27 protein-coding genes are annotated in these 25,867 nt (G+C 72.6%); 12 read left to right on the top strand and 15 right to left on the bottom strand.

The genetic code is table 11. The features are described from left to right. Positions 1–10 precede the first annotated feature (10 nt). The 6 genes from ACK8OX_RS03980 (at position 11) to ACK8OX_RS03955 (ending at position 4,638) form a co-directional block, all read left to right on the top strand. Positions 11–409 (top strand): hypothetical protein, encoded by a 399-nt coding sequence (locus ACK8OX_RS03980; RefSeq protein ID WP_430662630.1) that lies wholly within the window; start codon positions 11–13, stop codon positions 407–409. Positions 410–421: 12 nt separating this feature from the next. Then, positions 422–1,675, top strand: coding sequence for an MFS transporter (locus ACK8OX_RS03975; protein ID WP_430662629.1), 1,254 nt, complete (start codon positions 422–424; stop codon positions 1,673–1,675). Positions 1,676–1,689: 14 nt separating this feature from the next. Then, on the top strand, positions 1,690–2,664 hold the full coding sequence (locus tag ACK8OX_RS03970) for a Gfo/Idh/MocA family protein (protein ID WP_430662628.1): 975 nt from the start codon (positions 1,690–1,692) through the stop codon (positions 2,662–2,664). A 10-nt stretch (positions 2,665–2,674) separates the two neighbouring features. Then, positions 2,675–2,959, top strand: coding sequence for a hypothetical protein (locus ACK8OX_RS03965; protein WP_430662627.1), 285 nt, complete (start codon positions 2,675–2,677; stop codon positions 2,957–2,959). A gap of 88 nt (positions 2,960–3,047) precedes the next feature. Then, positions 3,048–3,398 (top strand): RidA family protein, encoded by a 351-nt coding sequence (locus ACK8OX_RS03960; RefSeq protein ID WP_430662626.1) that lies wholly within the window; start codon positions 3,048–3,050, stop codon positions 3,396–3,398. A 319-nt stretch (positions 3,399–3,717) separates the two neighbouring features. Further along, positions 3,718–4,638 (top strand): CHAP domain-containing protein, encoded by a 921-nt coding sequence (locus ACK8OX_RS03955; protein WP_430662625.1) that lies wholly within the window; start codon positions 3,718–3,720, stop codon positions 4,636–4,638. A gap of 38 nt (positions 4,639–4,676) precedes the next feature. Here ACK8OX_RS03955 and ACK8OX_RS03950 read toward each other — a convergent pair whose 3' ends face one another. Further along, positions 4,677–5,147 carry a hypothetical protein gene (locus ACK8OX_RS03950; RefSeq protein WP_430662624.1) on the bottom strand — a complete coding sequence of 157 codons (471 nt, stop codon included), beginning with the start codon at positions 5,145–5,147 and terminating at the stop codon, positions 4,677–4,679. 166 nt (positions 5,148–5,313) lie between these two features. On the opposite strand from ACK8OX_RS03950, the gene ACK8OX_RS03945 reads away from it, so the two are divergent. After that, on the top strand, positions 5,314–5,844 hold the full coding sequence (locus ACK8OX_RS03945; RefSeq protein ID WP_430662623.1) for a cupin domain-containing protein: 531 nt from the start codon (positions 5,314–5,316) through the stop codon (positions 5,842–5,844). A gap of 25 nt (positions 5,845–5,869) precedes the next feature. Here ACK8OX_RS03945 and ACK8OX_RS03940 read toward each other — a convergent pair whose 3' ends face one another. Further along, positions 5,870–6,931 carry an alcohol dehydrogenase gene (locus tag ACK8OX_RS03940; protein WP_430662622.1) on the bottom strand — a complete coding sequence of 354 codons (1,062 nt, stop codon included), beginning with the start codon at positions 6,929–6,931 and terminating at the stop codon, positions 5,870–5,872. 123 nt (positions 6,932–7,054) lie between these two features. On the opposite strand from ACK8OX_RS03940, the gene ACK8OX_RS03935 reads away from it, so the two are divergent. Together ACK8OX_RS03935 and ACK8OX_RS03930 are read left to right on the top strand one after the other, a co-directional pair. After that, entirely contained in the window at positions 7,055–7,741 is a 687-nt protein-coding gene (locus ACK8OX_RS03935; protein ID WP_430662621.1) for a YidB family protein, read from the top strand. A gap of 124 nt (positions 7,742–7,865) precedes the next feature. Next, a complete protein-coding gene (locus ACK8OX_RS03930; protein WP_430662620.1) occupies positions 7,866–8,942 on the top strand; it encodes an NAD(P)-dependent alcohol dehydrogenase in 1,077 nt (358 codons plus the stop codon). A gap of 16 nt (positions 8,943–8,958) precedes the next feature. On the opposite strand, the gene ACK8OX_RS03925 is transcribed toward ACK8OX_RS03930, so the two are convergent. Further along, positions 8,959–9,930: a tripartite tricarboxylate transporter substrate-binding protein gene (locus ACK8OX_RS03925; protein WP_430662619.1), complete on the bottom strand. Its 972-nt coding sequence runs from the start codon at positions 9,928–9,930 to the stop codon at positions 8,959–8,961. 152 nt (positions 9,931–10,082) lie between these two features. On the opposite strand from ACK8OX_RS03925, the gene ACK8OX_RS03920 reads away from it, so the two are divergent. After that, positions 10,083–11,060: a calcium-binding protein gene (locus ACK8OX_RS03920; RefSeq protein WP_430662618.1), complete on the top strand. Its 978-nt coding sequence runs from the start codon at positions 10,083–10,085 to the stop codon at positions 11,058–11,060. A 125-nt stretch (positions 11,061–11,185) separates the two neighbouring features. Here ACK8OX_RS03920 and ACK8OX_RS03915 read toward each other — a convergent pair whose 3' ends face one another. From ACK8OX_RS03915 to ACK8OX_RS03905, 3 genes are read right to left on the bottom strand one after another with little or no spacing between them, the layout of a single operon-like run. Beyond that, positions 11,186–12,388, bottom strand: a complete 1,203-nt coding sequence (locus ACK8OX_RS03915; RefSeq protein ID WP_430662617.1) for a toxic anion resistance protein — start codon at positions 12,386–12,388, stop codon at positions 11,186–11,188. Further along, positions 12,385–13,158 (bottom strand): hypothetical protein, encoded by a 774-nt coding sequence (locus ACK8OX_RS03910; protein WP_430662616.1) that lies wholly within the window; start codon positions 13,156–13,158, stop codon positions 12,385–12,387. The genes ACK8OX_RS03915 and ACK8OX_RS03910 overlap by 4 nt, the downstream gene beginning before the upstream one ends. Further along, positions 13,158–13,286, bottom strand: coding sequence for a hypothetical protein (locus ACK8OX_RS03905; RefSeq protein WP_430662615.1), 129 nt, complete (start codon positions 13,284–13,286; stop codon positions 13,158–13,160). The genes ACK8OX_RS03910 and ACK8OX_RS03905 overlap by 1 nt, the downstream gene beginning before the upstream one ends. Positions 13,287–13,573: 287 nt before the next feature. Between ACK8OX_RS03905 and ACK8OX_RS03900 the strand changes: the two genes are divergently transcribed. Beyond that, complete coding sequence (locus ACK8OX_RS03900) at positions 13,574–14,380, top strand: PhnD/SsuA/transferrin family substrate-binding protein (RefSeq protein WP_430662614.1); 807 nt, start codon at positions 13,574–13,576, stop codon at positions 14,378–14,380. 13 nt (positions 14,381–14,393) lie between these two features. Next, complete coding sequence (locus ACK8OX_RS03895; protein WP_430662613.1) at positions 14,394–16,319, top strand: ATP-binding protein; 1,926 nt, start codon at positions 14,394–14,396, stop codon at positions 16,317–16,319. Between the two features lie 18 nt (positions 16,320–16,337). Here ACK8OX_RS03895 and ACK8OX_RS03890 read toward each other — a convergent pair whose 3' ends face one another. From ACK8OX_RS03890 to ACK8OX_RS03850, 9 genes are all read right to left on the bottom strand, one after another. Further along, positions 16,338–17,219 (bottom strand): ABC transporter permease, encoded by an 882-nt coding sequence (locus ACK8OX_RS03890; protein WP_430662612.1) that lies wholly within the window; start codon positions 17,217–17,219, stop codon positions 16,338–16,340. Then, positions 17,216–18,163, bottom strand: a complete 948-nt coding sequence (locus ACK8OX_RS03885; protein WP_430662611.1) for an ABC transporter permease — start codon at positions 18,161–18,163, stop codon at positions 17,216–17,218. Before ACK8OX_RS03885 ends, ACK8OX_RS03890 begins: the two co-directional genes overlap by 4 nt. Before the next feature lie 76 nt (positions 18,164–18,239). Further along, on the bottom strand, positions 18,240–19,760 hold the full coding sequence (locus tag ACK8OX_RS03880; RefSeq protein ID WP_430662610.1) for an ABC transporter substrate-binding protein: 1,521 nt from the start codon (positions 19,758–19,760) through the stop codon (positions 18,240–18,242). After that, positions 19,757–20,824: an ABC transporter ATP-binding protein gene (locus tag ACK8OX_RS03875; protein WP_430662609.1), complete on the bottom strand. Its 1,068-nt coding sequence runs from the start codon at positions 20,822–20,824 to the stop codon at positions 19,757–19,759. Before ACK8OX_RS03875 ends, ACK8OX_RS03880 begins: the two co-directional genes overlap by 4 nt. Continuing rightward, complete coding sequence (locus ACK8OX_RS03870) at positions 20,821–21,807, bottom strand: ABC transporter ATP-binding protein (RefSeq protein ID WP_430662608.1); 987 nt, start codon at positions 21,805–21,807, stop codon at positions 20,821–20,823. The genes ACK8OX_RS03875 and ACK8OX_RS03870 overlap by 4 nt, the downstream gene beginning before the upstream one ends. Then, on the bottom strand, positions 21,807–22,514 hold the full coding sequence (locus ACK8OX_RS03865) for a DUF1028 domain-containing protein (protein WP_430662607.1): 708 nt from the start codon (positions 22,512–22,514) through the stop codon (positions 21,807–21,809). The genes ACK8OX_RS03870 and ACK8OX_RS03865 overlap by 1 nt, the downstream gene beginning before the upstream one ends. Before the next feature lie 103 nt (positions 22,515–22,617). Then, on the bottom strand, positions 22,618–23,625 hold the full coding sequence (locus ACK8OX_RS03860) for a branched-chain amino acid ABC transporter permease (RefSeq protein ID WP_430662606.1): 1,008 nt from the start codon (positions 23,623–23,625) through the stop codon (positions 22,618–22,620). A 2-nt stretch (positions 23,626–23,627) separates the two neighbouring features. Then, positions 23,628–24,515 (bottom strand): branched-chain amino acid ABC transporter permease, encoded by an 888-nt coding sequence (locus ACK8OX_RS03855; RefSeq protein ID WP_430662605.1) that lies wholly within the window; start codon positions 24,513–24,515, stop codon positions 23,628–23,630. Positions 24,516–24,589: 74 nt separating this feature from the next. Further along, a complete protein-coding gene (locus ACK8OX_RS03850; RefSeq protein WP_430662604.1) occupies positions 24,590–25,831 on the bottom strand; it encodes an ABC transporter substrate-binding protein in 1,242 nt (413 codons plus the stop codon). Positions 25,832–25,867 lie beyond the last annotated feature (36 nt).

Below are 25,867 nucleotides of genomic sequence, written 5' to 3'. Positions count from 1 at the left end.
CCGACCCGCCATGCCCCGCCTTGCCGCCTGCTTCGCCCTGCTCCTGCTCGGGGCCTGCACCAACCCGGTGAACACCGGATTCAGCGGCTTTTCCGGCTTCGGCGCGCAGGCCAGCCCGCCGCCGCCCGTCGCGGCGCGGGGCGAGAGGGACCCGCGGCTCGATGCCTGCCGGGACCAGGCGACCCGCGCGGTGCAGTGGCGCGACCGCGGGCAGTTGATGCGGACGGATGAGACCGAGAGCGGACGCGGCACCACCACGGTCGCCCCCTTCAGCCGCACCGAGTCGGACCGCATGGGCGCGCAGATGGAACGCGACCGGCTGATCGCCGAATGCATGCGCAACGCCAACCCGGTGGCGCCGCAGGCCCTGGCCCAGCCGGCGGCGGCGGGGGGCGCAGGGCGGCGCTGACCGGGCCGGGGGATGGCCTCCTTCGGGGCGCTCGGCCGGGCGCTGTCGCATCGTGACAGCCGGATCTTCTTCGGCGGCTCCATGGTGGCCTGGACGGGCCTCTGGATGCAGCGCATCGCCGTCTCCTGGCTCGCCTGGGAACTGACGGGCAGCGCCTTCTGGGTGGGCGTCGTCGCCTTCTGCGACCTGGCGCCCGCCGTCTTCGTCAGCCCGGTCGCGGGCGCGGTGGCGGACCGGGTGGACCGGGTGCGCCTGGCCACCTGGACGCAGATCGCCATCGCCTGCCAGGCCGCGGCGGTCGCGGGCATCACCGCCTCGGGCCACATGACCATCGGCATCCTGCTGGTGCTGGAAGTGCTGAGCGGCGTCGCCGGGTCCTTCGCGCAGCCGGCGCGGCAGACGCTGATGCCGGGAATCGTGCCGCGCAGCGACCTGCCCGCGGCGGTGGCCGCGAATTCGCTGGTCTTCGCGGTGGCGCGCTTCGTCGGGCCGGCGCTGGCCGGGCCGATCATCGCGGTGTTCGGCGTGGTGCCGGCCATCGCGGCCAATGCCGTCGGCTACCTGGTGGCGGGGCTTTCGGTGCTGCTGCTGCGGGTGGATGCGCGGGAACGCCGCGGCCATGCGGCTTCCGCCAGCCTCGGTGGCGAGGTGGTGGAGGGGCTGCGCTACGCCTGGCGGCACCCGGGCCTCGGCCCGTTGCTGCTGTATGCCGCGCTCGGCGCCATCCTGCTGCGCGGCGTGCAGGAGGTGCTGCCCCCGTTCGTCGAGCGGCTGTTCGGCCGCGGGGTGGAGAGCCTGGCGGTGCTGACCGCCTGCTTCGGCGTCGGCGCCCTGGCGGGCGGGCTGTGGGTGGCCAGCCGCGGGCGGCTGGAGGGGACCACCCGCATCGCGGTGCTGGCGGCGCTGGTGCAGGCCGCCGCCACGGCCGGCTTCGTGGCGACCCCCTGGTTCGCCGTCGGCATGGTCTGCGCGGCGCTGATCGGCGCCACCGCGTCGATGCACGGGATCAGTGCCCAGACCCTGATCCAGAGCGCGGCGGAGCCGGCGTTGCGGGGGCGGATGCTCAGCACCTGGGGCCTGATCACCCGCGCCTGCCCTGCCCTCGGCGCCCTCGCGCTCGGTGCCACGGGGGAGGCATTCGGGCTGCGGCTTCCGACCCTGCTGGCGGGTGTGCTGTTCCTGGGCGTCTTCGCCTGGGGCTGGGGAAAGCTGCGGCGGATGGAGGAGGAGCTGGAAGGTTCCTCCTCCACCGCCGCGAATCGATGATGGGGGATGGCGCGATGCTGGGTGCGGCGATCGTCGGGATGGGCCGCTGGGGACGGACCCTGGTGGACAGCGTGCAGGGACGGAACGGGGTGGGGATCCGCTTCGTCGCCGGCTGCACCGGCACACCGGACAAGGCGCGCGACTACGCGGCGGAGAAGGGCATCCGGCTGCATGACGATTACCGCGCCGTGCTGGCGGACCCGCAGGTCCGGGCGGTGGTGCTGGCCACGCCCCATGCCCAGCATGCCGAACAGGTCATCCAGGCTGCGAAGGCCGGCCGGCATGTCTTTGTGGAGAAACCCTTCACGTTGGGCAAGGCAAGCGCCGAGGTGGCCGTCGAGGCCTGCCGTGAGGCGGGGGTGGTCCTGGCGCTCGGCCACAACCGGCGCTTCCTGCCGGCCGTGGCGGAGATGAAGGCGATGCTGTCCGGGGGGCGGCTCGGCACGCTGCTGCATGTCGAAGGCGCATTCAACGGGCCCGGCGCGCTGGGCTACAAGCCCGGCATGTGGCGCGCCGACCGGGCGGAAAGCCCGCTTGGCGGGATGGGCGGCATGGGCATCCACATGATCGACATGATCATCAACCTCGCTGGCCATTTCCAGTGGGTTGCGGTGCAGAGCCACGCCCGCGTCTCAACGACGATCGACGACACGACCGCCATGCTGGCGCAACTCGGCAACGGCGCGACGGTCACCTTCTCCACCCTCGCCCTCGCCCCGCGCCTGTGGCGCGTGGCGCTGTTCGGGACGGAGGGGATGCTGGAGCTGAACGGGCATGAGCGCCTGTCCTTCACGCCGCGCGAGGGCGAGGGTTGGACAAGGGACTACCCGAAGACCGACATCGAAGCCGCTGAACTTGAAGCATTCGCCTCCGCCGTCGCCGGCGGGCCCGCCTATCCCTTGCCGGTCGGGGACGCGATCCACGGCGTCGCCGTCTTCGAGGCGATGATCGGGGCCGCCACATCCGGCAGCCGCTACGCGGTGGCGTAAGGCGCCACCCATGCCGACCGCACGCCGCCGCCTGCTCGCCTGCCTCCCCGTCGCGCTCCTGCCCGGCCCTGCCGCCGCCTTCCGCCAGGAGGAGGCGGAGGCGGTCGTGGCGCGGGACTATCGCGGCGCCTGCCCCGGCCCCGGCCTGCAAGGGGCAGCCCCGCCGGTCCCCGTGGACCCTGCCCTGCCGTCTCTCCCGGCCGGCAGCGCGGCGGTGCGCTGTCCCTTCTGTGGCTGCGCGGTGACCGGGGCCGCGGACCATGGCGAGGCGCCCCGGCCCGCGCGGGACGGCTGAGCGCGGGAGGATGGGCATGGCGCCGCAGGCCCGTCTTGTGGCCTCCGGGCCCCTCCCCTAGAAGCGCGCGTCCGCAACGGAGGCACGCATGTCCAAGATCACCCGCCAGGGCAGCAACCAGATCCTGTCGAGCTCGGTCGAGTACCACAACTTCGTCTACCTCGCCGGCATGACCGCGGATGACCTGAGCCAGGACATCACCGGCCAGACCCGCCAGGTGCTCGCCAAGATCACGGCCGCGCTCGAATCCAACGGCACCGACCATACGCGGCTGCTGCAGGCGCAGATCTGGCTGAAGGACATCCGCGACCGCGACGCGATGAACAAGGTGTGGATCGAATGGCTGGGCGACGCAGGCCGTCCGGTTCGTGCCTGCGTGGAGGCCAACATGGCCGATCCGCGTCACCTGGTGGAGATCATGGTGACGGCCTGCCGCTGATCCGCGACCGGTTTCATCACACCGGCGGGATGGTCCATTCCGCGGCCGCATGACGGCCATGCAACGGCGCGGGACTCCTCGCGCCGTTCGTGTTTCAGGTGTTGCATCTGTGTCGCAACACTGTGTCGTGAAGCAGGGCCGAACTTCACTTTAGGAAGATCGACCGCATACGGGTCCGCTTCCACAGCCCGCCCGGACGAATCACGCCGGATTACGCCGTGTAACGCCGCGGCGGGTTGCCCCTACCCCCCACCCCCGGATACCGCAGCAGGGCACGGTCGCGAGGCCGTGTTGGGCGAGGCAGAACGGGGGGCTATCGATGCGGGCAAAAGGCACGCTTGCGCTTGTCTGCGTTCTTGTCGGCGCGACGGCGCTGATGCCGTCGGCCGAGGCCGCGGACCGCAGTTCCAGACAGGTGACGAAGCAGGCGCGCCCCGGACAGCCCGTTGTCCAGGCCCGGCCTGCCGCCGCGCCGGTGCGCAGCGTCGCGAAGCCGAACCAGCCGCAGGCCCGCCAGGCCGCTGCGGCGGCGCCGGTGGCACGCATGGCAGCCAGCCAGGCGGCCCGCCCTCAGGCCCCGGCCGTGACCCGCGTGGCGATGCCTGCGGGCCAGCGCGGCCATGGCAGCAGGATCGCGCCGCAGGAGCCTGCACGCGCGGCCGCCGCCATGCCGGCGGTGATGCGCAGCGCCCATGCCTCGGGCCATGGCACGCCGATCCTGCCGGTCTCCGTCACCTCCGGCCTGTCCTGCGTGCCCTTCGCCCGCATGGCGACCGGCATGGCCATCAGCGGCGACGCGCATGTCTGGTGGTACAACGCCGCTGGCGTCTACGCCCGCGGCCAGACGCCGGAACGCGGCTCCGTCCTGGCCTTCGCCGGCACCGGTGGCATGTCGCGCGGGCATGTCGCGGTGGTCAGCCGCGTGGTGAACAGCCGCACGATCGAGGTCGACCACGCCAACTGGGGCGGCCCGGGCCTGCGGCGGGGCCAGGTGCTACGCGGGGCCTTGGTGGTGGACGTGTCCGACCGCAACGACTGGACCGCCGTCCGCCACCAGGTCGGCTTCGACCGCGACAGCTTCGGCCGCACCTACGCGACCCATGGCTTCATCTACAACCGCTCGGCCACCGATGGCCGCACCATCATGGTGCGCGGCCAGCCGATGGAGGAGGTCGCGGAGGCGACCTCGCCGCACACGGCGCAGCACATGCGGCTGACCGCGCAGCTGTTCGGCAACTGAACCGGCCCCGCCCCGGCGGGGGCAGGGCCGGCGCCGCCTCAGCGCCGGGGCGGCACTTCGGAGAAGAGCACCTGCGCCGGCACGCGGGAGCCCCGGTCGTAATGGCCGACCCAGATGTCGTACTGCCCCGACTGCGGCGTGTTCAGCACCACGCCGGCATTGGTGCCCTCGAAGTCGTCGTTGCACAGCCACCGGCCATTCGGCAGGTTGATGACGAGCGTCACATCCGCCCGTGACCGCGCGGCGATGTAGAGCGGCAGGCCGCCAGCCTGGTAGTTCAGCCGCACATCCGGCGCATTGGCGATCGAGCCGACGCAACTCGCTCCCCCCAGGCGCTCGGCCGGAAGCTGCCCGCCGGCCGTGACATTCACGGAATAGGGGTCAGGGGCGAAGTTGGCGCGCAGGTTCACCGTGCCGAAGGACGGGTTCCGGTTGAAGTCCTGCGCCACGGCTGCGCCGGCCAGCAGCGTCGCCATGGCGCCAGCCGCCATCAAGATCCTGGAATGCATCGCGCTCTCCTCACGTTTTCGTGCGCGCGCCAGCTTAGGGACTGGCGCAACGATGCTGCAAGAGCGGTTACACCCCTGGTTGGGACGGCAGCCCGCCAGCCGGCCGAGGGTCATGTCCCGCCTGCCCGCTTGGAGTCCGGCCCTGCCCGCACCAAGCTTCCCTCCCATGGTCAGGGAGGAGGCGATGCACGAACACCGGCGCGACGGGGCGGAACGGCTGATGCTGCCCGCAGGCGAGGCCGCGATCGGCGAGATCCCGAACAATCCGCGCCTGCCGGTCCTGCTGCACCGCGGCGCCGTGGCCGCCGGCGATGCCGCGGCGGCCGAGGCACTGTTCGCCCGCAACGGCTGGCCGCCCGCGTGGCGGAACGGCATCTACGACTACCCCCACTACCACCCCGACGCGCATGAGGCGCTCGCCGTCATCTGCGGCGAGGTGCGGGTGCGGCTGGGGGGCGAGGCCGGGGTGGTCGTGGCGCTGAAGGCCGGCGACGTGGTGGTGCTGCCCGCCGGCACCGGGCACCAGAACCTTGGCCAGACGGACGACCTGCTGGTGGTGGGCGCCTACCCGCCCGGCGCCGAGCCGGAGGAGTTCACCGGCCTGCCGGGCCAGCGGGCGGAGGCGCTGTCGAGCATCCCCATCACCCCCGACCCGCCATCGGACCCGGTGACGGGCGGCCCCTACCCGCTGGCGTGATCCATCGGGCCGAAGCGGCCCGCCATCACCCCGCGGTCAGCACGATGCGCCCGGTGACCTTGCCGGCGCGCAGGCGCTGCAAGGCGGAGTCGGCTGCCGCCAGCGGCTCCCGCGTGATCGGGATGCCCGGCAGGCGGCCGCTCTGGCCGAGCGCGACGAGGGCCCGTAGCTCCTTCGGGTTGCCCACATAGCTCCCCTGCACAGTCACCGCCTTCATCGCCATGACGGGCAGCGGCACCGTCAGCTCCCCACCGAACAGGCCGACCTGCACCAGCCTGCCGCCCTTCGCCAGCGCGTCGAAGGCGAAGCGCGCGGTCTCGGTCCCGTTCACCAGGTCGATCACCGCCATCACCGGCCCGCCGCACAGGTCGAGGAGGCGCCGGGTCACGTCGCCCATCGAGGCGTCGAGCGTGTCGCTCGCCCCCGCCTCCCGCGCCGCGGCCAGCTTCCCCGCGCCGAGATCGACCGAGACGATGCGGCGATGGCCGAGCGCCTTCAACACGCTGATCGCCTGCAGGCCGAGCCCGCCCGCGCCGACCAGCACGATCGCCTCGTCGGGCGCGAGGGGCATGACCTTGTTGATCGCGGAATAGACGGTGATGCCCGAACAGGCATAGGTCGCGGCAAGCGCGTGGTCGATGTTGCCGGGGTCCACCAGGTGCCGCGGCTCCGGCACCAGCACATGGGTTGCGTAGCCGCCATGCTGGAAGATGCCGATGGCGCGGCCCTGCGCGCACATGTTGTCCTCCTCCGCCCGGCAACGGGCGCAGCGGCCGCAGCCGACCCAGGGGAAGACGATGCGCGTCTGGCCGACCGCCAGCCCATGTCCTTCGGCATCCGGTCCCCATTTCAGGACACGTCCCACCGTCTCGTGCCCCATCGCGAGCGGCAGCTTCACGCCGCGATCGCTCAGCAGCATCTTCCCCCGGCTGCCTAGGTCGTATTCGCCTTCCCAGATATGCAGGTCGGAATGGCAGACGCCGGCATGGGTCACCTCCAGCAGCACCTGGCTGCCGGTCGGCTCCGGCGTCGGAAGCTCGATCTCCTGGAGCGGCTTGCGCGTCTCCACCACGGCCCAGGCGCGCATCGTGCAGTCCTTCCCGACGTTCCGTCGCGCATCGAAGGCGGCGCGGGCGGTCGGGTCAAGCCGCGCGGCCGGAAACCTCCCGCCGCGCTGGCGTTCGGACCTGCTGGACGAAGGAGACCTGTCATGTCGGACGTGCTGTCGCGGATTCTCAACGGCGTGCTGGGCGGCGGTGCCGGCGGCGGGATGATGGGCGGCGGGGGTTCATCCCCGCTCGGCACCCCGCGCCTGCCGGGGGACGAGGCCGGGCGCTCGGGCGGCATGTTCGGCGGCGGGGTGGCGCCGGGCGGCGGGCTGGGCGGCCTCAGCGGTGCGCTGGGCGGCGGGATGGGCGGCGGCCTGGGCGGCATCCTGGGCGGGTTGCTCGGCGGCGCGGGAAGGTCGCCGATGGGCGGTACGCTCGGCGGGCTGGCGGGCGGGCTCGGCGGGGTGAAGGGCATGGCCCTGATGGCCCTGCTCGCCTACATGATGCGCGGCCGGGGCGGCGCGTCGGGCCTGTCCTCGCTGACCGACCACCTCCGCGGCTCCGGCCTCGGGCCGCAGGTGGACAGCTGGATCGGCCCCGGCCGCAACGAGGATGTGCGGCCCGAGGAACTGGCCCGCGCCATCCCGCCCGAGATGCTGGACGAGGTGCAGCAGCATACCGGCATGGGCCGCGACGAGATCCTCTCGCAGCTCAGCCGCGGCCTGCCGGGGATGGTGGATCGCCTGACGCCGCAGGGCCGCCTGCCCGAACGCGACGACGAGCTGAACGACCATGACGAGGGCGACCTGCTGAGCGGCTTCGGCATCGGCCCGACCCGCCGGACCTGAACCCGCCCGGCCGCGCGCGCGGCGGCGGCCCGGCCCGCACGGCGATCCCGCGTCTTGCGCGGGATCAAAGCGGGCGGGGCGCGCCTGCCCTCCTAATCCGGCCGCCATTGCAGGGGACAGGATCATGGCCGAGACGATGCGGGCCGCGGTGTTCGTGAAGCCCGGGAAGATCGAGCTGCAGGAGAAGAAGCTGCCCGAGGTCGGGCCGCAGGATGCGCTGCTGAAGATCACCACCACCACGATCTGCGGCACCGATGTTCACATCCTGAAGGGCGAGTATCCCGTCGCGCCCGGCCTGACCGTGGGGCATGAGCCGGTGGGCGTGATCCATCGCCTCGGCAGCGGCGTGCGCGGCCTGCGCGAGGGCCAGCGGGCCATCGCGGGCGCCATCACGCCGAGCGGCTGGTCGAATGCATGCCTCTGCGGCTGCGGCGCGCAGGACGGCGCGGGGACGCGGCATGGCTGGAAGGCCATCGGTGGCTGGAAGTTCGGCAACACCATCGATGGCTGCCAGGCCGACTACGTTCTGGTGCCGGACGCCATGGCGAACCTCGCCCCGGTGCCGGACGGGCTGACCGACGAGCAGGTGCTGATGTGCCCGGACATCATGTCCACCGGCTTCAGCGGCGCGGAAAGCGGCGAGGTGCGGATCGGCGATGCCGTCGCGGTCTTCGCACAGGGTCCGATCGGGCTCTGCGCGACGGCGGGGGCGAAGCTGAAGGGCGCCTCCACCATTATCGCGGTGGACCGCGTGCCGGAGCGGCTTGCGATGGCGCGGCGGCTCGGCGCCGACCACGTCGTGGACTTCAGCCAGGAGGACCCGGTCGAGGCGGTGATGCGGATCACCGATGGCCGCGGCGTCGATGTCTCGATCGAGGCGCTCGGCACCCAGGCCACCTTCGAGGCCGCGCTGCGCGTGCTGCGGCCGGGCGGCACCCTGTCCTCGCTCGGCGTCTATTCGGGCGACCTGACCATCCCGCTCGGCGCCTTCGCGGCGGGGCTCGGCGACCTGAAGATCGTCACCACCCTTTGCCCCGGCGGGAAGGAAAGGATGCGGCGGCTGATGGAGGTCATCGCCTCGGGCCGGGTCGATCTCGGCCCGCTGGTGACGCACCGCTTCACCCTCGACCGGATCGAGGAGGCGTATGACCTGTTCAGCCACCAGCGCGACGGCGTGATGAAGGTGGCGATCACGCCCTGATCCCGGCCCGCGCCGGTCAGTCCGGCCGGATGCCGTTCTCCCGCACCACGCGGCCCCAGGTGGCGATCTGGGCCGACAGGAAGGGGCGGAACGCCGCCTCGCCCTGCGGGTCGAGGTCGATGCCGAGGCCGATGACCCGCGCGCGGATCTCCGGCTGGTCGAGCGCGGCGCGGATGGCGCCTTCCATGCGCGCCTTGACCGGCGCGGGCAGGTTGGCGGGGCCGAGGAAGCCCCAGAAGGCACGCGCATCCAGCCCCGGCGCGGCAAGCTCGGCCAGGGTCGGCAGGTCGGGCATGGAGGGGGAGCGCGCCGCGCCGGTCTGCGCGATGGGGATCAGCGCGCCGCTGTCGATATGGGCGCCGATGGCCGGGCGGGTGGCGATGGGCAGGTCCACCTCCCCCGCGACGGCCGCCACCGCCAGCGGGCCGCCGCCCCGATAGGGGACGTGGACGAGTTGCAGCCCGGTCGCGCGGCCGAGCAGCGCCATGGTGAGATGCGCGAGCGACCCGTTGCCGATGGTGCCGAAGGTGACCGTGTCCGGCCGGGCGCGGGCGGCCGCCGCAACCTCGGCGAAGCTGCGCCAGGGGCGCGTGCGGTGGACCGTCAGCACCATCGGCGCGGTGCCGAACAGCAGCAGCGGCGTCAGGTCGCGTTCGGTGTCGAAGCCGATATTCGGGATCAGCGCCGGGTTCACCGCATGGGTGTCGAAGACCAGGACCCAGGTGTTGCCGTCCGGCGTGCTGCGCGCCACCGCCGCCGTGCCGAGCGCGCCGGAGGCGCCGGTGCGGTTCTCCACCACGATCGGCACGCCGAGTTGCTGTTGCAGCGCCGGCTGCAGCAGCCGCGACAGCGCATCGGTGGACCCGCCTGGCGGGAAGGGCACGACGATGCGGATCGGCCCCGCGGGCCAGGCCGGCTGCGCGATGGCGGGCGCCGCCAGCATGGCCGCGGCGGTGCCGAGCAGCCCCCGGCGTGTGATGCGCTGCATTCCCGTCCCTCCCTGTCTTTCCGCCAGACTGGCCGGCGCCCGCTGTGGGCGCAATGGCCGCGCCGGCCGTCGCAAATTGTCCGGCGAGGCTGCCCGGAGGTCGCCGCCGGTGCCAGGGTTGCACAACCCCTGATTGCGGAAGCCTTCACCCGATGTCCTCGCCCGTGCCCGGTGCGCTGCGCGCCATCAATCTTCCCTACCGGCCCGGCATCGTCTGGGTGGGAAGCGACAGCGGGGACTCGATCAGCGGCGGCAGCGGCGGCGACTCGCTCTCCGGCGCCGGGGGCGATGACCGGCTGTTCGGCAACCGCGGCGATGACCTGCTGGAGGGCGGGGCCGGCGGCGACACGCTGTGGGGCGGCGACGGCAACGACACGCTGCTGGGCGGGGATGGCGACGATTCCCTCCTCGGCTCGGCGGGCGGCGACCTGCTGGAGGGCGGCGCCGGGGACGACACGCTGCTGGGCGACGACGGCACCGAATCCGCCAACACCCTGTCCGGCGGCGAGGGCGACGACCTGCTGACGGCCGCGACGCCTGATTACGGCGGCGCCCCGCTCCGCACCGCCTTCGGCGGCGGCGGCGACGACACCATCGCGGGCGCCGCGGCGCAGGACCGGATCCTGGCCGGGGATGGCGACGACCTTGCCGAAGGACGCGGCGGTGACGACCGGATCTCCGGCTGGTTCGGCGACGACACGCTGCGCGGGGAGGACGGCGCCGACCGGCTATGGGGCGATGGCGGGCAGGACCTGCTGGAGGGCGGCGCGGGCGCCGATTCCCTTTGGGGCGGTCTCGGCAACGACCTGCTGCGGGGCGGCGCCGGCGACGACTGGATCGCGGGCGGGGATGGCGGCGACACGCTGGAAGGCGGCGCGGGCGCGGATGTCTTCGCCATCCGGTCGCTCTGGCCCAGCCGCGACGTCATCGCGGATTTCTCGGCGGCGGAGGGCGACCGCGTCGACCCCGGCGCCCTCGCCGCGGGATGGGAGATGGAACTCGTGCAGGTTTCCGCCACGCGCGTCGCACTGCGCGTGACGTCGCCCACCGATCCCGGCTCGCACTGGACCGCCCTGGTCTTCGAGAACACGACGCTGGCGGCGCTGGGCAACGACTGGCTGCTGGGATAGCCCATGATCCGCGCTGATTGCAGCGCGGATCATGGGCCAGGCTTTTGTCTTGCCGCGTGATTCACGCCCCCGGCCGTTCCAGCCTGCGGCGACCACGCTTTGGCGTCTGACCCGCCCGCCCCCGGTCAGCCCCGCCGCGCCTGGCCGCCCTGCCCCGGACCGGCCTTGGCGCGCATCAGCGCGGTGCGGATGTCGCCTTCGAGCTTGGCGAGTTCCTCCGCTGCGCGCGCGCGCTGCCCGCGGGCCTCGTCCGCGATGCGCAGGCTGTCCTCGATGGTGGCGACCAGCGCGGCATTCGCCTTCTGCACGGCTTCCAGGTCGAAGACGCCGCGTTCCAGCTCGGTCCGCGCTTCCAGGTTGCCGCGGCGCAGCGTCTCGGCATTGGCGGTCAGCAGGCGGTTGGTCAGGTCGGTCGCCTGCTTCACGGCGCCGCCTGCCTCCCGCATCCGGTGGATCGCCAGCGCCTGGGCAAGCTGCTGGCGCCACAGGGGGACGGTGTTGGCCAGGACCGAGTGGATCTTGGACGACAGCGCCTTGTCGTTCTCCTGGATCAGACGGATCGAGGGCAGCGCCTGCATTGCCACCTGCCGCGTCAGGCGCAGGTCGTGGACGCGGCGCTCCAGCTCGTCCCGCGCGCCGCGCAAGTCGCGCAGGCGCTGCGGCGCCATGTCGTCATGCGGGTTCTCGGCGACGGTCCTCTCCATCGCCGGGATCAGCTCCGCCTCGGTCCGGCGCAGCACCACCTCGCCGGCCGCGATGTGGTCGCCGAGCGCGTGGAACCACTCCAGCGTCGCGCCGTAGAGCCGCTCCAGCCGCTCCACATCCTCAAGCAGCCGCGTGCGGTGGGTGTCCAGCCGGTCGCCGATCTTCTCGATCTGGCCCTTCACGGAATCATACTTGTTGATGATCCCGCTGATCTCGTGCCCCGCCTTGGTGAACATGCGGGCGAGGAAGCCCGGCCGCTCGTCCAGCTTCGAGACGTCGAAGCCGCGCAGCGCGGTGAGCAGGGAGGAGAGCGTGCGCCCGGCCTCGCCCGTCTCCTGGTTGCGGGCGCCTTCCAGCATGGCGTCCGCCGCGGCCTGGGCCTGGCTCTGCGTCTGCTGGCCGAAGCGCAGGATGGAGCCGACATCGGACAGGTCGATCTGCTGCGCCAGGCTGTCGATCGCCGCCTGGTGTTCCGGCGTCAGCTCCGCCGTGCCGCGCGGCTGGGCCACGGGCAGGGCGCGTTCGGACACCGGGGCGGGCGACGGGTTCGGCGCCGGCGCCTCCGCCGCCTGCCGGGTCGGCGCGCCCTCGTCGCCGAAGGTGATGCGGATCTGGTCGCTCACGCGTAGCCCTCCTGGCGCAGCCGCTCGGACAGCACCTTCACCTGGATGTCGAGCGCGGCGCTCTCCTCCGCGCGCAGCCTGTCGCGCAGCTCGTCCGCCGCCGATTGCAGGTCTTCGAGGAGCTTCGGCAGGCCGGGCGGAGGCTCCGCCCCTGCCTGCAGCCGCTCCGCGATCCGCTCCAGCCCGTCGAGATGCACGACGAGGAAGCGCCTGGCCTCGGTCAGGCGTTCCGGCCGCGCCGCGAGATCGTCGAGCACGCCGGCCATCGCGCCGGAGACGCCGACCAGCCGGGGCTCCCCGGCGATGCGGGCCAGCCGGGTGCGCGCCTCCTCCAGCGGGCCGGGCGGCGGCGGGGGCGGCGCGGGCTCGGTCTCGACCACCGCGCCGTCATAGAGCAGGCGCGTGCCGAGCCAGCCGCCCGCGCCGAGCAGCACGGCGATCAGCGGGCCGGTCGCGGCGCCGAGGCCGGCCACGAGGCCTGTCGCGACGCCGACCATCGCCGCGGCGCGCTGCGTGTCGCCCCGGCCGCCGCGCCGCAGCGTGCGGACCCCGAGGAACGTCAGCCCCATGCCGAGCCCTGCCGCGGCCACGCCCTTCGCGTCGCCGGTCGAGACCTCCCAGATCGCGTCGAAGAACAGCGGCCAGGTGAACAGCGGCAGCAGCAGGCCGCGCGTGCCGGCGCGGACCCGCCCGAAGCCCTGCTCCAGCCTGGCACGGGCATCGCGCAGCGCATCCGGCGGCGGGCCGGCTCCCCAGGGGCGTTCGGCCATCAGCGGATCATCGCCAGGAAGCTGGCGAGCCAGAGCGTGAGCGTGAGCATCCCGAGCCCGGCCGCGCGCCGCGCCGGCGCGGGCAGGAGGTCGAGCAGCGGGCGGCGGGCGACGGGGCGGCGTTCCATGATGCCCCTCAGATCGCCCTTCCGGGTGGCGCCATCAAGGCCGGATCGCGGCCGGGGCGGCCATGATCCACGCCGGCCGATGGCGGCCGCCACTCGGGTTCCGGCAACACTCCCCGTGCAGGATCGGGCGGCGGGTCGGGGCGAAAACGCAACGAGGTCGCATCTGTCCTGCTGCACCGCCGTCGAAGGCGTGCGACAACGGGCGGGAACTCCACCCTGGCGTGAAAGGATGCGTCGTGATTTCGCCTTTCAGTCGGCGCACTCTCACGCGGGCCATGCTGGGCGGAATGGCGGCCGCCCTGCCCCGCCGCAGCGGCGCGCAGCCCGCGCCGCTTCAGTTCGGCGTGATGCCGAATGTCAGCACCCGCATCCTCCTCGCCCAGTACCAGCACTTCCGGGCCTTCCTGGAATCCGAGTCGGGGCGGGCGGTGGAGGTGGTGACCGCGCCCGGCCTGCAGCCCTTCCACCAGCGCACCCTCGCAGGTGCCTACGGCGTCGTCGTCACGGCCGCCAATCTCGCGCGGGTCGCACAGCTGGATGCGGGGATGCGGCCGGTCGCCATCTATGAGCCACGTATCCCCGGGCTGCTGGTCGCCAGGCGGGACCGCGTGCCGGCGGACCTCGGCGCATTGCGGGGCCGGCAGGTGGCGATGACCAACCCCCAGTCGCTGGTCGCGCTGCGCTTCGTGCGATGGCTTGCGGTCAATGCCGGCCTGCAGGTGGGGCGCGACGTCATGGCGCTGCACGCCCGCAACGAGGACAGCCTGGTGCAGCTGCTGACCGGCCCCGACACCCCGCTGGCCGTGATGAGCCGGGGGGAGCTGAACGCCATCCGCCCCGACCTGCGCGAGACGCTGGTGGTCTGGCGCGAGTTCGAGCAGGTGCCCGGCTTCGTGGTGCTGCTGCACCCGGACCTGCCCGCGGCCGAGGCCGCCCGGCTGGAAGCCGCGCTGGCGCGCTTCCCGCGCAGCGAGGCGGGCGCAGCCTTCTTCGCCGCGACCGGCTTCCGCGACATCCGGCCGATCGCGCCGGCGGAGATGGAGGAGATCGATCCCGTGGTCGCCGAGACCCGCGCGCTGCTCGGCCAGCCCTGATCGCGGCGCGCGGATGTTCCACCGGCTGCCGATCCGCATCAAGCTGTTCGCCCTCGCGGCCGCCGCGCTCGTCGTCCTTGCGGGCGGGCTGACGCTGCTGTTCGACCAGATGCTGCTGCGCGCGCTCGGCGCGCAGCTGGACCACCAGGCCGCCGCGGCGCGCCCCATCCTGCAAGCCGCGCTGGCCGCCCCGGCGGCGGAACGCGACTATGCGACGGTCGAGGCCGTGCTGCGGGAGAGCGTGGCCTCCGGCAGCTTCGCCCACATGGTCCTTCTCGATGCCCGCGGCGAGCCGGTTGCACAGGCCGGCTGGCCGGCCGGGCGCGACGGACTGCCCCTGCCCCGGCCGGGCCCGGTCCGCATGCCGGATGGGGAGGAACGGCTGCTCCACGCCGTGCCGCTCTCGCTGGCCGGCCAGCCGCTCGGCACCGTGCTGTTCGGCCTGTCCCGCGCACCGGTGGAACAGGCCCACCAGGAACTGCTCCGCCGCAGCCTCGTCGTCGCGCTGATCGCGCTGGCGCTGCTGGTGCCGGCCGTGGAGATCGGCTCCCGCTGGCTGTTCCGCCCGCTGCGGCGCCTCCAGCGCGCGGCGGAGGCGCTGGGCGAGGACCGGTATGAGGATTCGCTCAGCCTCCTCCGCCACGAGGCGTTGCGGCGGGGTGGCGGCGATGTCGCGCGGCTCTCCGCGGCCTTCGTCGCAATGGCGGATGCCCTCCAGGCGCGCCTCCAGGCGCTTGCCGCGAGCGAGACGGCGCAGCGCGCGCTGCTGGAGGAGGCGCGCCTGCGGGAGACGCAGCTGCGCATCGCCAAGGAACGCGCCGAGGTGGCGATGCGCGCGAAAAGCGAGTTCCTGGCCAATATCAGCCACGAGGTCCGCACCCCGCTGAACGGCATCCTCGGCATGGCGCAGATGCTGGCCGATTCCAAGCTGTCCGAGGCCGACCGCGAGGCGGTGGGCGTGATCGTCGATTCGGGGCGGCTGCTGCTGGCGGTCATCAACGACATCCTCGACCTCTCCCGCCTGGAGGCCGGGCGGCTCGAGCTTGCGCCGGAGCGAGTGGACCTGCGGTCGGTGCTGGGGATGCCGCTTGCGCCGATCGCGGCGGAGGCGAGGCGCAAGGGGCTGGAATGGCGGGTGGAACTGGCGCCCGACCTCCCGCGCGACGTGATGGCCGACCGCACGCGGGTGGCGCAGCTGATGCTAAACCTGGCGGGCAACGCGCTGAAGTTCACCGAGCGGGGCAGCATCGCCGTCGCGGCGCGCTGGGTCCCGGGCCCGGCTGGCGGGCGCCTGCGGGTCGAGGTGCAGGACACCGGGATCGGCATCGCGCCGGAAGCCGCGGGCCGGCTGTTCCAGCGGTTCAGCCAGGCCGACGCCTCGTCCCGGCGGCGCCACCGGGGCAGCGGCCTCGGCCTCGCGATCGCGAGCCAGCTTGCGGAGCTGATGGGCGGGCGCATCGGCTTCGAGAGCGAGCCCGGCCGCGGTAGCCTGTTCTGGTTCGAGGTCGCGCTGATGCCGGTGCCGTCGGAGACGGAGGCCGAAACGGGTGCCGCCGCGCCGCCACGCGGCATCCGCGTGCTGGTCGCGGAGGAGATGCCTTCCATGCGGTCCGCCGCCAACGCCTTCCTCCGCCGCCTCGGCCACGAGGTCGAGGCGGTGGGAGAGGTTGAGGGGCTGTTCGACCTGCTGCGCCGCGACAGGTTCGACGCCCTCCTGCTCGACACCGAGATGCCGGGCGGCGGACCCGACCTGCTGCGGCGCATCCGCGGGCTGCCGGACGGCGCGGGGGCGCTGCCGGTGCTGGCCTTCTCCGGCGCGGCGGATGCGCCGGACCGCGCGCGGTTCCGCGCCGCCGGCTTCGCGGGGGTGGTGCCGAAGCCCTTCCGCCCGCATGACCTCCACGCCGCGCTCCAGCAGGCGATGGCGGAACGGGTGTGACGCGCGGCGCCCCGCCCCTCAGCGACGGTCGGAGCGTGGGTCGAGCGCGTCGCGCAGCCCGTCGCCCACCAGGTTGAAGGCGAGCACGACGACGAAGATCGCGAGCCCCGGCGCGACGGCGAGCCAGGGCGCGCTGTCCAGGAAACGCTGCGCGCTGTTCAGCATCGACCCCCAGCTCGGCGCCGGCGGCTGCTGGCCGAGGCCGAGGAAGCTCAGCGACGCTTCGGCGATGATCGCCTCGGCGATCGCCAACGTGCCCTGCACCAGCAGCGGGGGGACGATGTTCGGCAGGACATGCAGCAGCGCCGACCGCCAGGGCGGGTTGCCGAGCGCGCGCGACGCCTCGAACCAATCCGTCGCCTTCGCCTCCAGCGCCATGCCGCGGGCGAGCCGGACGAAGACCGGGCTCGCGGTGACCGCGATGGCGATCATCGCATTCTCGAGCGCGGGGCCGAGGAAGGCCGCGAGCGCGATCGCCAGGATCAGGAAGGGGACCGACAGCATGGCATCGGCGATGCGGGAGATCAGCGCATCCACCCAGCCGCCCGCGAGGCCGGCGAGAAGCCCGATCGGCACGCCGATGGCGATCGCGCCGACCACCGAGACGACGCCCGCCATCAGCGACGCGCGGGCGCCCCAGATCAGGCGCGACAGCACGTCGCGCCCGTTCTCGTCCGTGCCGAAGGGGAAGTCGAGCGAGGGCGGCTTGCGGATGCGCGACCAGCTTGTCGCGATGGGGTCATGGGGCGCGATCCAGGGCGCCAGCAGCGCGATGGCCACGAAGGCCAGCACCACCACCAGGCCGAGGACGGCAAGCCGGTGGCGCAGGAAGCGGCGCAGCGCGCGGCGGCCAGGGCTTTCGCCGCGTTCCGCCACGGCGGGGGCGGTGGTCGTGCTCATGCCGCGCGGAGCCTCGGGTTGATCGCCATGTAGAGCAGGTCCGCGACGAGGGAGAGCGTCACGAAGATCAGTGCGGTGGCCAGCACCACGCCCTGCACCACCGGGTAGTCGCGGTTGAAGACGGCATCCACCACCAGCTTGCCGAAGCCGGGGATGGTGAAGATCTGCTCGGTCAGCACCGCGCCGGCCAGCAGGCGCCCGAACTCGATGGTGCCGAGCGTGACGACGGGCACGAGCGCGTTGCGGAGCGCGTGCTTCCAGACCACCACCTTCTCCGTCAGGCCCTTGGCGCGGGCGGTGCGGACATAGTCCTGCGACAGCGCCGTCAGCATCGCCGCCCGCGTGTGGCGCATCAGCACGGACGCCACCCCGGTGCCCAGCACGAAGGCCGGCATGATGGTGGTGGCGAGCGACTGCACCGGGTCCTCCCACAGCGGCACGTAGCCCGAAGGCGGGAGCCAGCCCAGCTGCACGCTGAACAGCAGGATCATCATGATGCCGAGCCAGAAGTTCGGCATGGAGATGCCGAACAGCGCGATGCCGTTCGCCGCCCAGTCCGCCGGCCGGTCGCGGTTGGTGGCGGAGAGGATGCCGGCCGGCACGCCGATCAGCACGGCGATGACGAAGGCCATGGAGGCGAGCTGGGCGGTGACGGGCAGCTTCTCGAGGATGAGCTGCCCGACCGGCATGCGGATGCGCCAGGAGAAGCCGAAGTCGCCCTGCACCACGTTGCCGATCCAGTACAGGTACTGCTCCCAGATCGGGCGGTCGAGGCGCAGTTCCTCCCGGATCTGCTGCAGCACCACGGGGTCGCCGCGTTCCTCCCCCGCCAGGATCAGCGCGGGGTCGCCGGGCATCAGCTGCTGCAGCCCGAAGATCAGGAAGGACAGGATCAGCAGGGTCGGGATGATCTGCCCGAGCCGGCGGAGGAGGAAGGCGATCATGCGCGGTGCCCGGTCACCGCCCCGCCCCTTCGGGAGGACGCGCGGACGGAGCGGGGGGGCGCGGGCGGCACCGGCATCACTGGACCCGCAGGTCCTGCAGGCGGATCAGCCCGTCCGGCACGGCGCGGAAGCCCTGCAGGCGGGCCGTGTGCGCCACGATGTTCTTGCGGTGCCACAGATACATCCGGTGGCGGTCCTGCCGCAGGCTGACCTGCCACATCCGTTCATACATGGAGAGGCGGCGGGCGGCGTCCGTCTCGACGCGCGCCTGGTTCAGCAGGCTGTCCACCTCTGCGTTGCTGTACTTGCCGTCGTTCTGCGGGCCCTGGCTGTGGATGAAGGTCCAGGTGTTGCCGTCGGGGTCGGCGCGGCCGGACCAGGCCAGCAGGTAGGTCTCGAAGTCGCCCCGCGTCGCGGCCTGGAGGGAGGAGGCGAATTCCATCGCGTTGATCCGCAGCTCGAACCCGGCTTCGCGGACCATCGCCTGGATCACCTCGGCCGCCTGGCGGAGGTCGGGGTTGTTCGGGACCGTCATCTCCACCTGGACCGGCGTGCGGACCCCGGCTTCCGCCAGCAGCTGCCGCGCGCGGGCGACGTTGCGCGGCTCCGGCTGGATGGAGCGGACATGGAAGGGGTTGGAGGGGGGCACGGCCTGGGCGGTCGGGCTGTACTGGCCCTCATAGACGACCTGGTTGATCGCCGTGCGGTCGATCGCCAGCTCGAAGGCTTCGCGCACACGCGGGTTCTGGCCGAATGGCGTCTGCGCGCGGGCGCCATTGCCGACATTGTAGGTGATGCCCTGGTAGCCGAGCTCGTCGGAGACGCTGACCCGCAGGCGGGTGTTGCGCTGCACCTGCCGCAGGTCATCCGGCTCGATCGTCTGCACCAGTTCCAGCGCGCCGGATTGCAGGTTGGCCAGCCGCACGGTGTTGTCCGGGATGGGCAGGTAGGTGACGCGGTTCAGGTGGACGCGCCCGGCATCCCAGTATTCGGGGAAGCGTTCCAGCACGATGCGGTCCTGCGCCACGCGCTCCACGAAGCGCATCGGCCCGGCGCAGACGGGCCGGTTGCCGAAGTTGCGGCCCGCGGCTTCCGCCGCGCGGGGGCTGACGATCATGCCGGCGCGGTCAGTCAGCTGGCTGACGAAGGGCGCGAAGGGTTCGCGCAGGCGGATGCGGACGGTCTGTGGGTCCACCACCTCCACCGACTGCATCGAGTTGATCTCGCCGCGGCGGAAGCTGCCCTGCATCGTCAGGTGGCGGTTCAGGGAATAGGCGACGGCGTCCGCCGTCATCGGGTCGCCGTCATGGAAGCGCACGCCGGGCCGCAGCGTGACCAGCAGGCTCTGCGGATCCTCCCAGCGATGGGCGGTGGCGAGCTGGGGGACGATCTCCAGCCTCTCGTTGATGTCGAACAGCTTGTCGCAGAGCCCGGCGAAGACGATGCGGCCGACGAAGGTGCGCGCCAGGGTCGGGTCGAGGATGTCCGGGTCCTCCCGCAGGCCGATGCGGAAATTCGCCGGCGTCTGCGCGGCGGCCGGAAGGGCGGCGACGGCCGCGAGGCCGAGGCAGGCGGCCGCGATGGTCCTGCGGATCATGTCGATGCTCCCGTGACGTGTCGTGCGCTGGGTCGGTCGGTGAAGAAGGCCTGCAGGCGCCGCAGGCGGTCGCCCCCGGCATCGTGCTCGGCGGCCGCGGGGGCGGGCGGCAGGCGGTGCTGGAAGTGGCAGGCGGCGCGGTGGGCGTCGCCTTCCATCGGGGGCGCCTGCTCGGCGCAGACCGCCTCGGCGAAGGGGCAGCGGGTGCGGAAGCGGCAGCCCGATGGCGGGTCGATCGGGCTCGGGATGTCGCCCTCCAGCAGCGCCGGGCGGCCGCCCCCCTGCCCCGGCACGGCTGCGAGCAGCGCGCGGGTGTAGGGGTGGCGCGGGGCGCGGAACACCTCCTCCGTCGCGCCCTCCTCGACGATGCGGCCGAGATACATCACCGCCACCCGGTCCGCGATGTGGCGCACCACGCCGAGGTCGTGGCTGATGAGCACGAAGGTCAGGCCGAGGTCGCCGATCAGGTCCGACAGCAGGTTCACCACCTGCGCCTGCACCGAGACGTCGAGCGCGCTGACAGGCTCGTCCCCGATCACCAGCTTCGGGCGGCTGGCGAGTGCGCGGGCGATGGCGATGCGCTGGCGCTGGCCGCCGCTGAACTCGTGCGGCCAGCGCCGCGCCTGTTCCGGCCGCAGCCCGACGCGGGCGAGCAGGCGCGCCACCTCGTCGCGTTCCTCGTGCCGCGGGACGATGCCGTGCAGGCGCAGCGGCTCCGCCACCGCCTGTTCCACCGTCATCCGGGGATCGAGGCTGGCGAAGGGGTCCTGGAAGATGATCTGCATGTCCCGCCGACGCAGCCGCAGCGCGCCCGGCGACAGCGCGCGCAGGTCCTGCCCCATGAAGCGGATGGTGCCCGAATCGGGCTCGATGAGGCGAAGCGCGAGCCGGCCGAGCGTGGACTTGCCGCAGCCGCTCTCGCCCACGATGGCCAGCACCGAGCCTTCCGGCACCGAGAGCGACACGCCATCCACCGCGCGCACCGCACCGCGGGCCCGGCCGAGCGCATCGCGCACGGGGAAGCTGCGGACGACGTCGCGGAGTTCCAGCAGCGGCGCGCTCATGCCGCGTTCTCCAGCAGGGTGTCGAGCGGCGCGCGCCAGCAGGCGGCGCGGTGGCCGGGCAGCACCTCGGCCAACGGCGGCTGGGCAGCGCAGCGGTCGATCGCGAAGGGGCAGCGGGGCGAGAAGCGGCAGCCGCGCGGCGGGTCCAGCAGGTCCGGCACGGTCCCCTCGATGCTGGCCAGACGCTCCGCCCCGCCTTCCAGGCGCGGAGCGGCGCCGAGCAGGCCGATCGTGTAGGGATGCTGGGCGCGCGCGAAGACATCGGCCGCACGGCCGCGTTCGGCGACCCGGCCGGCATACATCACCACCACCTCGTCCGCATGGTCCGCGACCACGCCGAGGTCGTGGGTGATGAGGACCACGGCCGTCCCCGTCTCCCGCTTCATCTCGTCGATCAGCGCCAGGATCTGGGCCTGCACCGTCACGTCGAGCGCGGTCGTCGGCTCATCCGCGATCAGCAGGCGCGGGCGGCAGGCCAGCGCCATCGCGATCATCACGCGCTGGCGCATCCCGCCCGAGAGCTGGTGCGGATACTGCCGCGCGCGGCGCGCGGCATCGGGGATGCGGACCCGGCCCAGCATCTCCACCGCGCGGTCGAAGGCGGCGGCGGGCGACAGGGCCTGGTGCAGGCGCAGCGCCTCCGCAACCTGTTCCCCGGCGGTGAAGGCGGGGTTCAGGCTGGTCATCGGCTCCTGGAAGATCATCGCCATCTCCCCGCCGCGCTTCAGCCGCCAATCCTCCTGATCGAGGGTCGACAACTCACGCCCCGCGAGGCGGATGGAACCGGTGATCTGCGCGCCCGGCGGCAGCAGCCCCATCACCGCCAGCGCGGTCACCGACTTGCCGCAGCCGCTTTCGCCCACCACGGCCAGGGTCTTCCCCGCCTCGACCGCGAGGGAGACGCCGTCCACCGGGCGCAGCCGGCCGCGGTCGGTGGGGAAGCTGACGCCGAGGTCCCGGACCTCGAGGATGGGATCGGCCATCACGCCTCCTCGGCCGTGGCCGCGGCGATGGCGGCATTGATGACGGCGCGGTCGAACACGCCCGGATGGTCGCGCCCCGGCAGGAAGCGGCGGAAATGCCGCAGGTAGCCGCGCCAGACCGCATGCAGCCGCCGTAGTTCCGCAAGCGGGTCCGAGTGGTCGTCCACCCGCAGGTCGAGATCCGGGTAAGGATCGGCCGAGGCGACACGGATGGCGGCGGATTGCCGGCCGCGCCTGTCGCCGCCCGCCGCCTCCCCCGCCTCCATCGCGCCGAGCAGGCGTTCGGCCAGCGGCAGGCCGGCGGCGGCGAGGAAGGCGTCCCGCGTCGCCTCCACCACCCCCGGGCCGGCCAGCATGTTGCCGGCGACCGAGACATCCGGCCCCGCGACATGGCCGGCCCATTCCACGCAGCCGCCGCCCGTGTGCTGGGCGATCCGGCCATCGGCCGAGAGGAGATGCACCTGGCGGACGGCCGCGCCGGCATCTGCCGCGACCAGGGCGGCAAGCGCCGGGGCCGGGTCCTCCCCGCCACGCAGCCGGGCCAGCGAGTCGGGTGCGAGGAAGGGGTTCACCAGCGCCTGCGTCGCCGCCGCGCCGACCCCGCCTTCGACGAGCGGGCAGAGTGCGCCGGCCGCGAGGAAGCGGGACGCCACCGCAACCCCGATCTCGCCCGTCGCCGGGTCACGCGCCAGGATGGACCATGTCATGGCCGCAGAACTGCCACGTCCGTGGGTTCTTGCAAGCCATGCCCGCGCGGTTTCGCGGTGGCGCGCCGTCCCGCCTGCCCAGGCGGCAGGCAGGACGGGCGGATCAGAGCTTCACCTTCAGCAGATTCCCGATCTCGCCCACGATGCCGCGGCGGAAGGCGAGGACGGCGGCGATGAAGATGACGCCCTGGATCACCAGCACCCAGGCGCCGAATTCCGCCAGGTAGGTCTGCATGGTGACGATCACCGCCGCGCCGACCACCGGCCCGAACACCGTGCCGAGGCCTCCGACCAGGCTCATCAGCACCACCTCGCCCGACATGGTCCAGAGCACGTCGGTCAGCGTCGCGATCCGCATGGCCAGCGCCTTCGCGCCTCCCGCCAGGCCGGCGATGCCGGCCGAGAGGACGAAGGCCATCAGCTTGTAGTCGTCCGTCCGGTAGCCGAGCGAGGTGGCGCGGGGCTCGTTGTCCCGGATGGCCTTCAGCACCTGGCCGAAGGGCGAATGGACGATGCGGTGGATCAGCAGGAAGCCGCCGAGGAACACCGCCGCGACCACCCAATACATCGCGAAGTCGGAATTGAGGTCGACGATCCCGAACAGGTGGCCCCGCGGGATGGCCTGGATCCCATCCTCGCCGCCGGTGAAGGGCGCCTGGACGCAGAAGAAATAGACCATCTGCGCGAGCGCGAGGGTGATCATGGCGAAGTAGATGCCGGTGCGCCGGATGGCCAGCCAGCCGAAGGGCAGGCCGAGCGCGGCGCCGACCGCGCCGCCCATGAGGATCGCGACCTCCGGCGTCACGCCCCAGGCCTTCGACGCATAGCCGCTGACATAGGCGCCCATGCCGAAATAGGCGGCATGGCCGAAGCTGAGCAGCCCGACATAGCCGATCAGCAGGTTGAAGGCGCAGGCGAACAGCGCGAAGCACAGCAGCTTCATCAGGAAGAAGGGGTAGACGACGAAGGGGCTCGCCACCACGACCACGACCAGCGCCAGGAAGGCGGCGGCCTGCGGGCGGGTGAAGCCGAAGAAGACGTCCCTGTCGGCGGACGGGCTGCCGGACGGGGCGCCGGAAGGGGCGGTCGTGGCGATGCTGCCCTCGGCCATGGTCAGGCCCTCCCGAACAGGCCGGCCGGCCGCGTCAGCAGCACGACCGCCATGATGACGAAGACGACCGTCTGCGAGGCCTCCGGGTAGAACACCTCGGTGATGCCCTGCACGAGGCCGAGCATGAAGCCCGTGACGATCGAGCCCGCGATGGAGCCCATCCCGCCGATCACCACCACCGCGAACACGGTGATGATGAAGTTGGCCCCCATCGCGGGGCTGACCGAGTAGATCGGCGCCGCCAGCACCCCCGCGAACCCCGCCAGCGCGACCCCCGCGCCATAGGTCAGCGTCATCATCAGGGGCACGTTGATGCCGAAGGCCTGCACAAGCTGCGGCCGTTCGGTGGCGGCGCGGAGATAGCTGCCGACCTTCGTCTTCTCGATCACCAGCCAGGTGGCCAGGCACATCGCGGTGGCGGCGACCAGCACCCAGACGCGGTAGCCCGGCAGGAAGAAGTCGCCGAGTTCGAGGTCGAGCGCCGCGAATTCCCGCGGCGGCGCGTAGCGCTGGCCGGAGGAGCCGAAGTTGTTCCGCAGCACCCCCTCGATCACCAGCGCGCAGCCGAAGGTCAGCAGGAGGCCGTAGAGGTGGTCGATCCTGTACAATCGGGCGATCATGGTCCGTTCCATGACCACGCCGAGCGCGCCGACGATGAGCGGCGCCAGCAGCAGCGCGGGCCAGTAGCCGATCCCGGCCCAGCTCAGCAGCATCCAGGCCACGAAGGCGCCCAGCGTGAACTGCGCGCCATGCGCGAAGTTGATGACGTTGAGCATGCCGAAGATCACGGCGAGGCCGAGCGAGAGCAGCGCGTAGAAGGCGCCGTTGATCACGCCCAGGATGACCTGCGGCATGGCCAGTTGGACTTCGAACAGCAGGTCTTCCAGCACGTCGCGCTCGCCCCGTTCTCGTGGTCGCGCGGCCCCGGGGGAGGTCCGTTCCCCCGGGGCCGGTTCAGGTCACGTCAGGAACGGACCAGGCTGCACCCGCCCTCGGTGATCGGGCGCCAGGCCTCGTTCGCCGGGATGGTGGAGATCAGCTTGTAGTAGTCCCACGGGCCGCGGCTTTCGGCCGGGGTCTTCACCTCGAACAGGTAGGCGGGGTGGATCTTGCGGCCATCGGGGCGGATGGTGCCCTCGCCGAAGGCGTCGTCGCTGGTCGGCATCGCCTTCATGCGGTTCGCCGCTTCCGCGCCGCTGGCCTTGGCGGCCGCCACGCCCATCTCGGCCACCGCCTTCAGGTAGTGCAGGACGCCCGAATAGCAGCCCGCCTGCACCATCGACGGGCGGAGGTTGCCCGGCATCTGGCCGAGCCGCTGCGTGAAGGCGCGGGTGCGGTCGTTCAGGTCCCAGTAGAAGCTCTCCGTCACCACCAGGCCCTGCGCCACTTCGAGGCCGAGGGAGTGGATGTCGGTCACGAAGACCAGCAGCCCCGCCAGCTTGGTGCCGCCGCGGGTGATGCGGAATTCGGCCGCCTGCTTGATGGAGTTGATCGTGTCTCCGCCGGCATTCGCCAGGCCGATGACGCGGGCGCGCGACCGCTGCGCCTGCTGAAGGAAGGAGGAGAAGTCCGTGGTGCCCGGGAATGGCGTGCGCACGCCGCCCAGCACGCGCCCGCCGGCCGCGTTGATGAAGGCCGTGGTGTCGCGTTCCAGCGCGTGGCCGAAGGCGTAGTCGGCGGTGATGAAGAACCAGGTGTTGCCGCCCGCCGCCACCATCGCGCCGCCGGTGCCCTTGCCCAGCATGTAGGTGTCGTAGGTCCAGTGGATCGTGTTGGGCGAGCAGGCGCTTCCCGTCAGGTCCGAGGTCGCGGCGCCCGAGTTGATGAAGAGCTTGTTCTTCTCCCGCGTGATGGTGCTGACGGCGAGCGCGACGGAGGAGGTCGGAACGTCCACGATCACGTCGACGCCGGCCTGGTCGTACCACTGCCGCGCGACGGTGGAGCCGACATCGGGCCGGTTCTGGTGGTCCGCCTGGACGACTTCCACGTTGATGCCGCGCTGGGTGATGCCGCTCTCGCGCACCGCCATCTGCACGGCATGGGTGGAGCCGGGGCCGGAGATGTCGCGGTAGAGGCCGGACTGGTCGTTCAGCACGCCGATGCGGATGGTGTTCGCGGCCTGCGCGCGGGCGCTGCGCCAGGGCAGGCCACCGAGCGCGGGCAGCGCCGCGGCGCCGGCGAGGAGTGAGCGGCGGTCGATGGTCATTCTTGCGGTCTCCCTAAGGGTTGGCTCTTTCCCGCG

Origin of the sequence: Falsiroseomonas sp. CW058, assembly GCF_050563535.1 — a bacterium.
Taxonomy (GTDB): Bacteria; Pseudomonadota; Alphaproteobacteria; order Acetobacterales; family Acetobacteraceae; genus Falsiroseomonas.
This window is presented reverse-complemented; position numbering and strand designations above follow the sequence as displayed.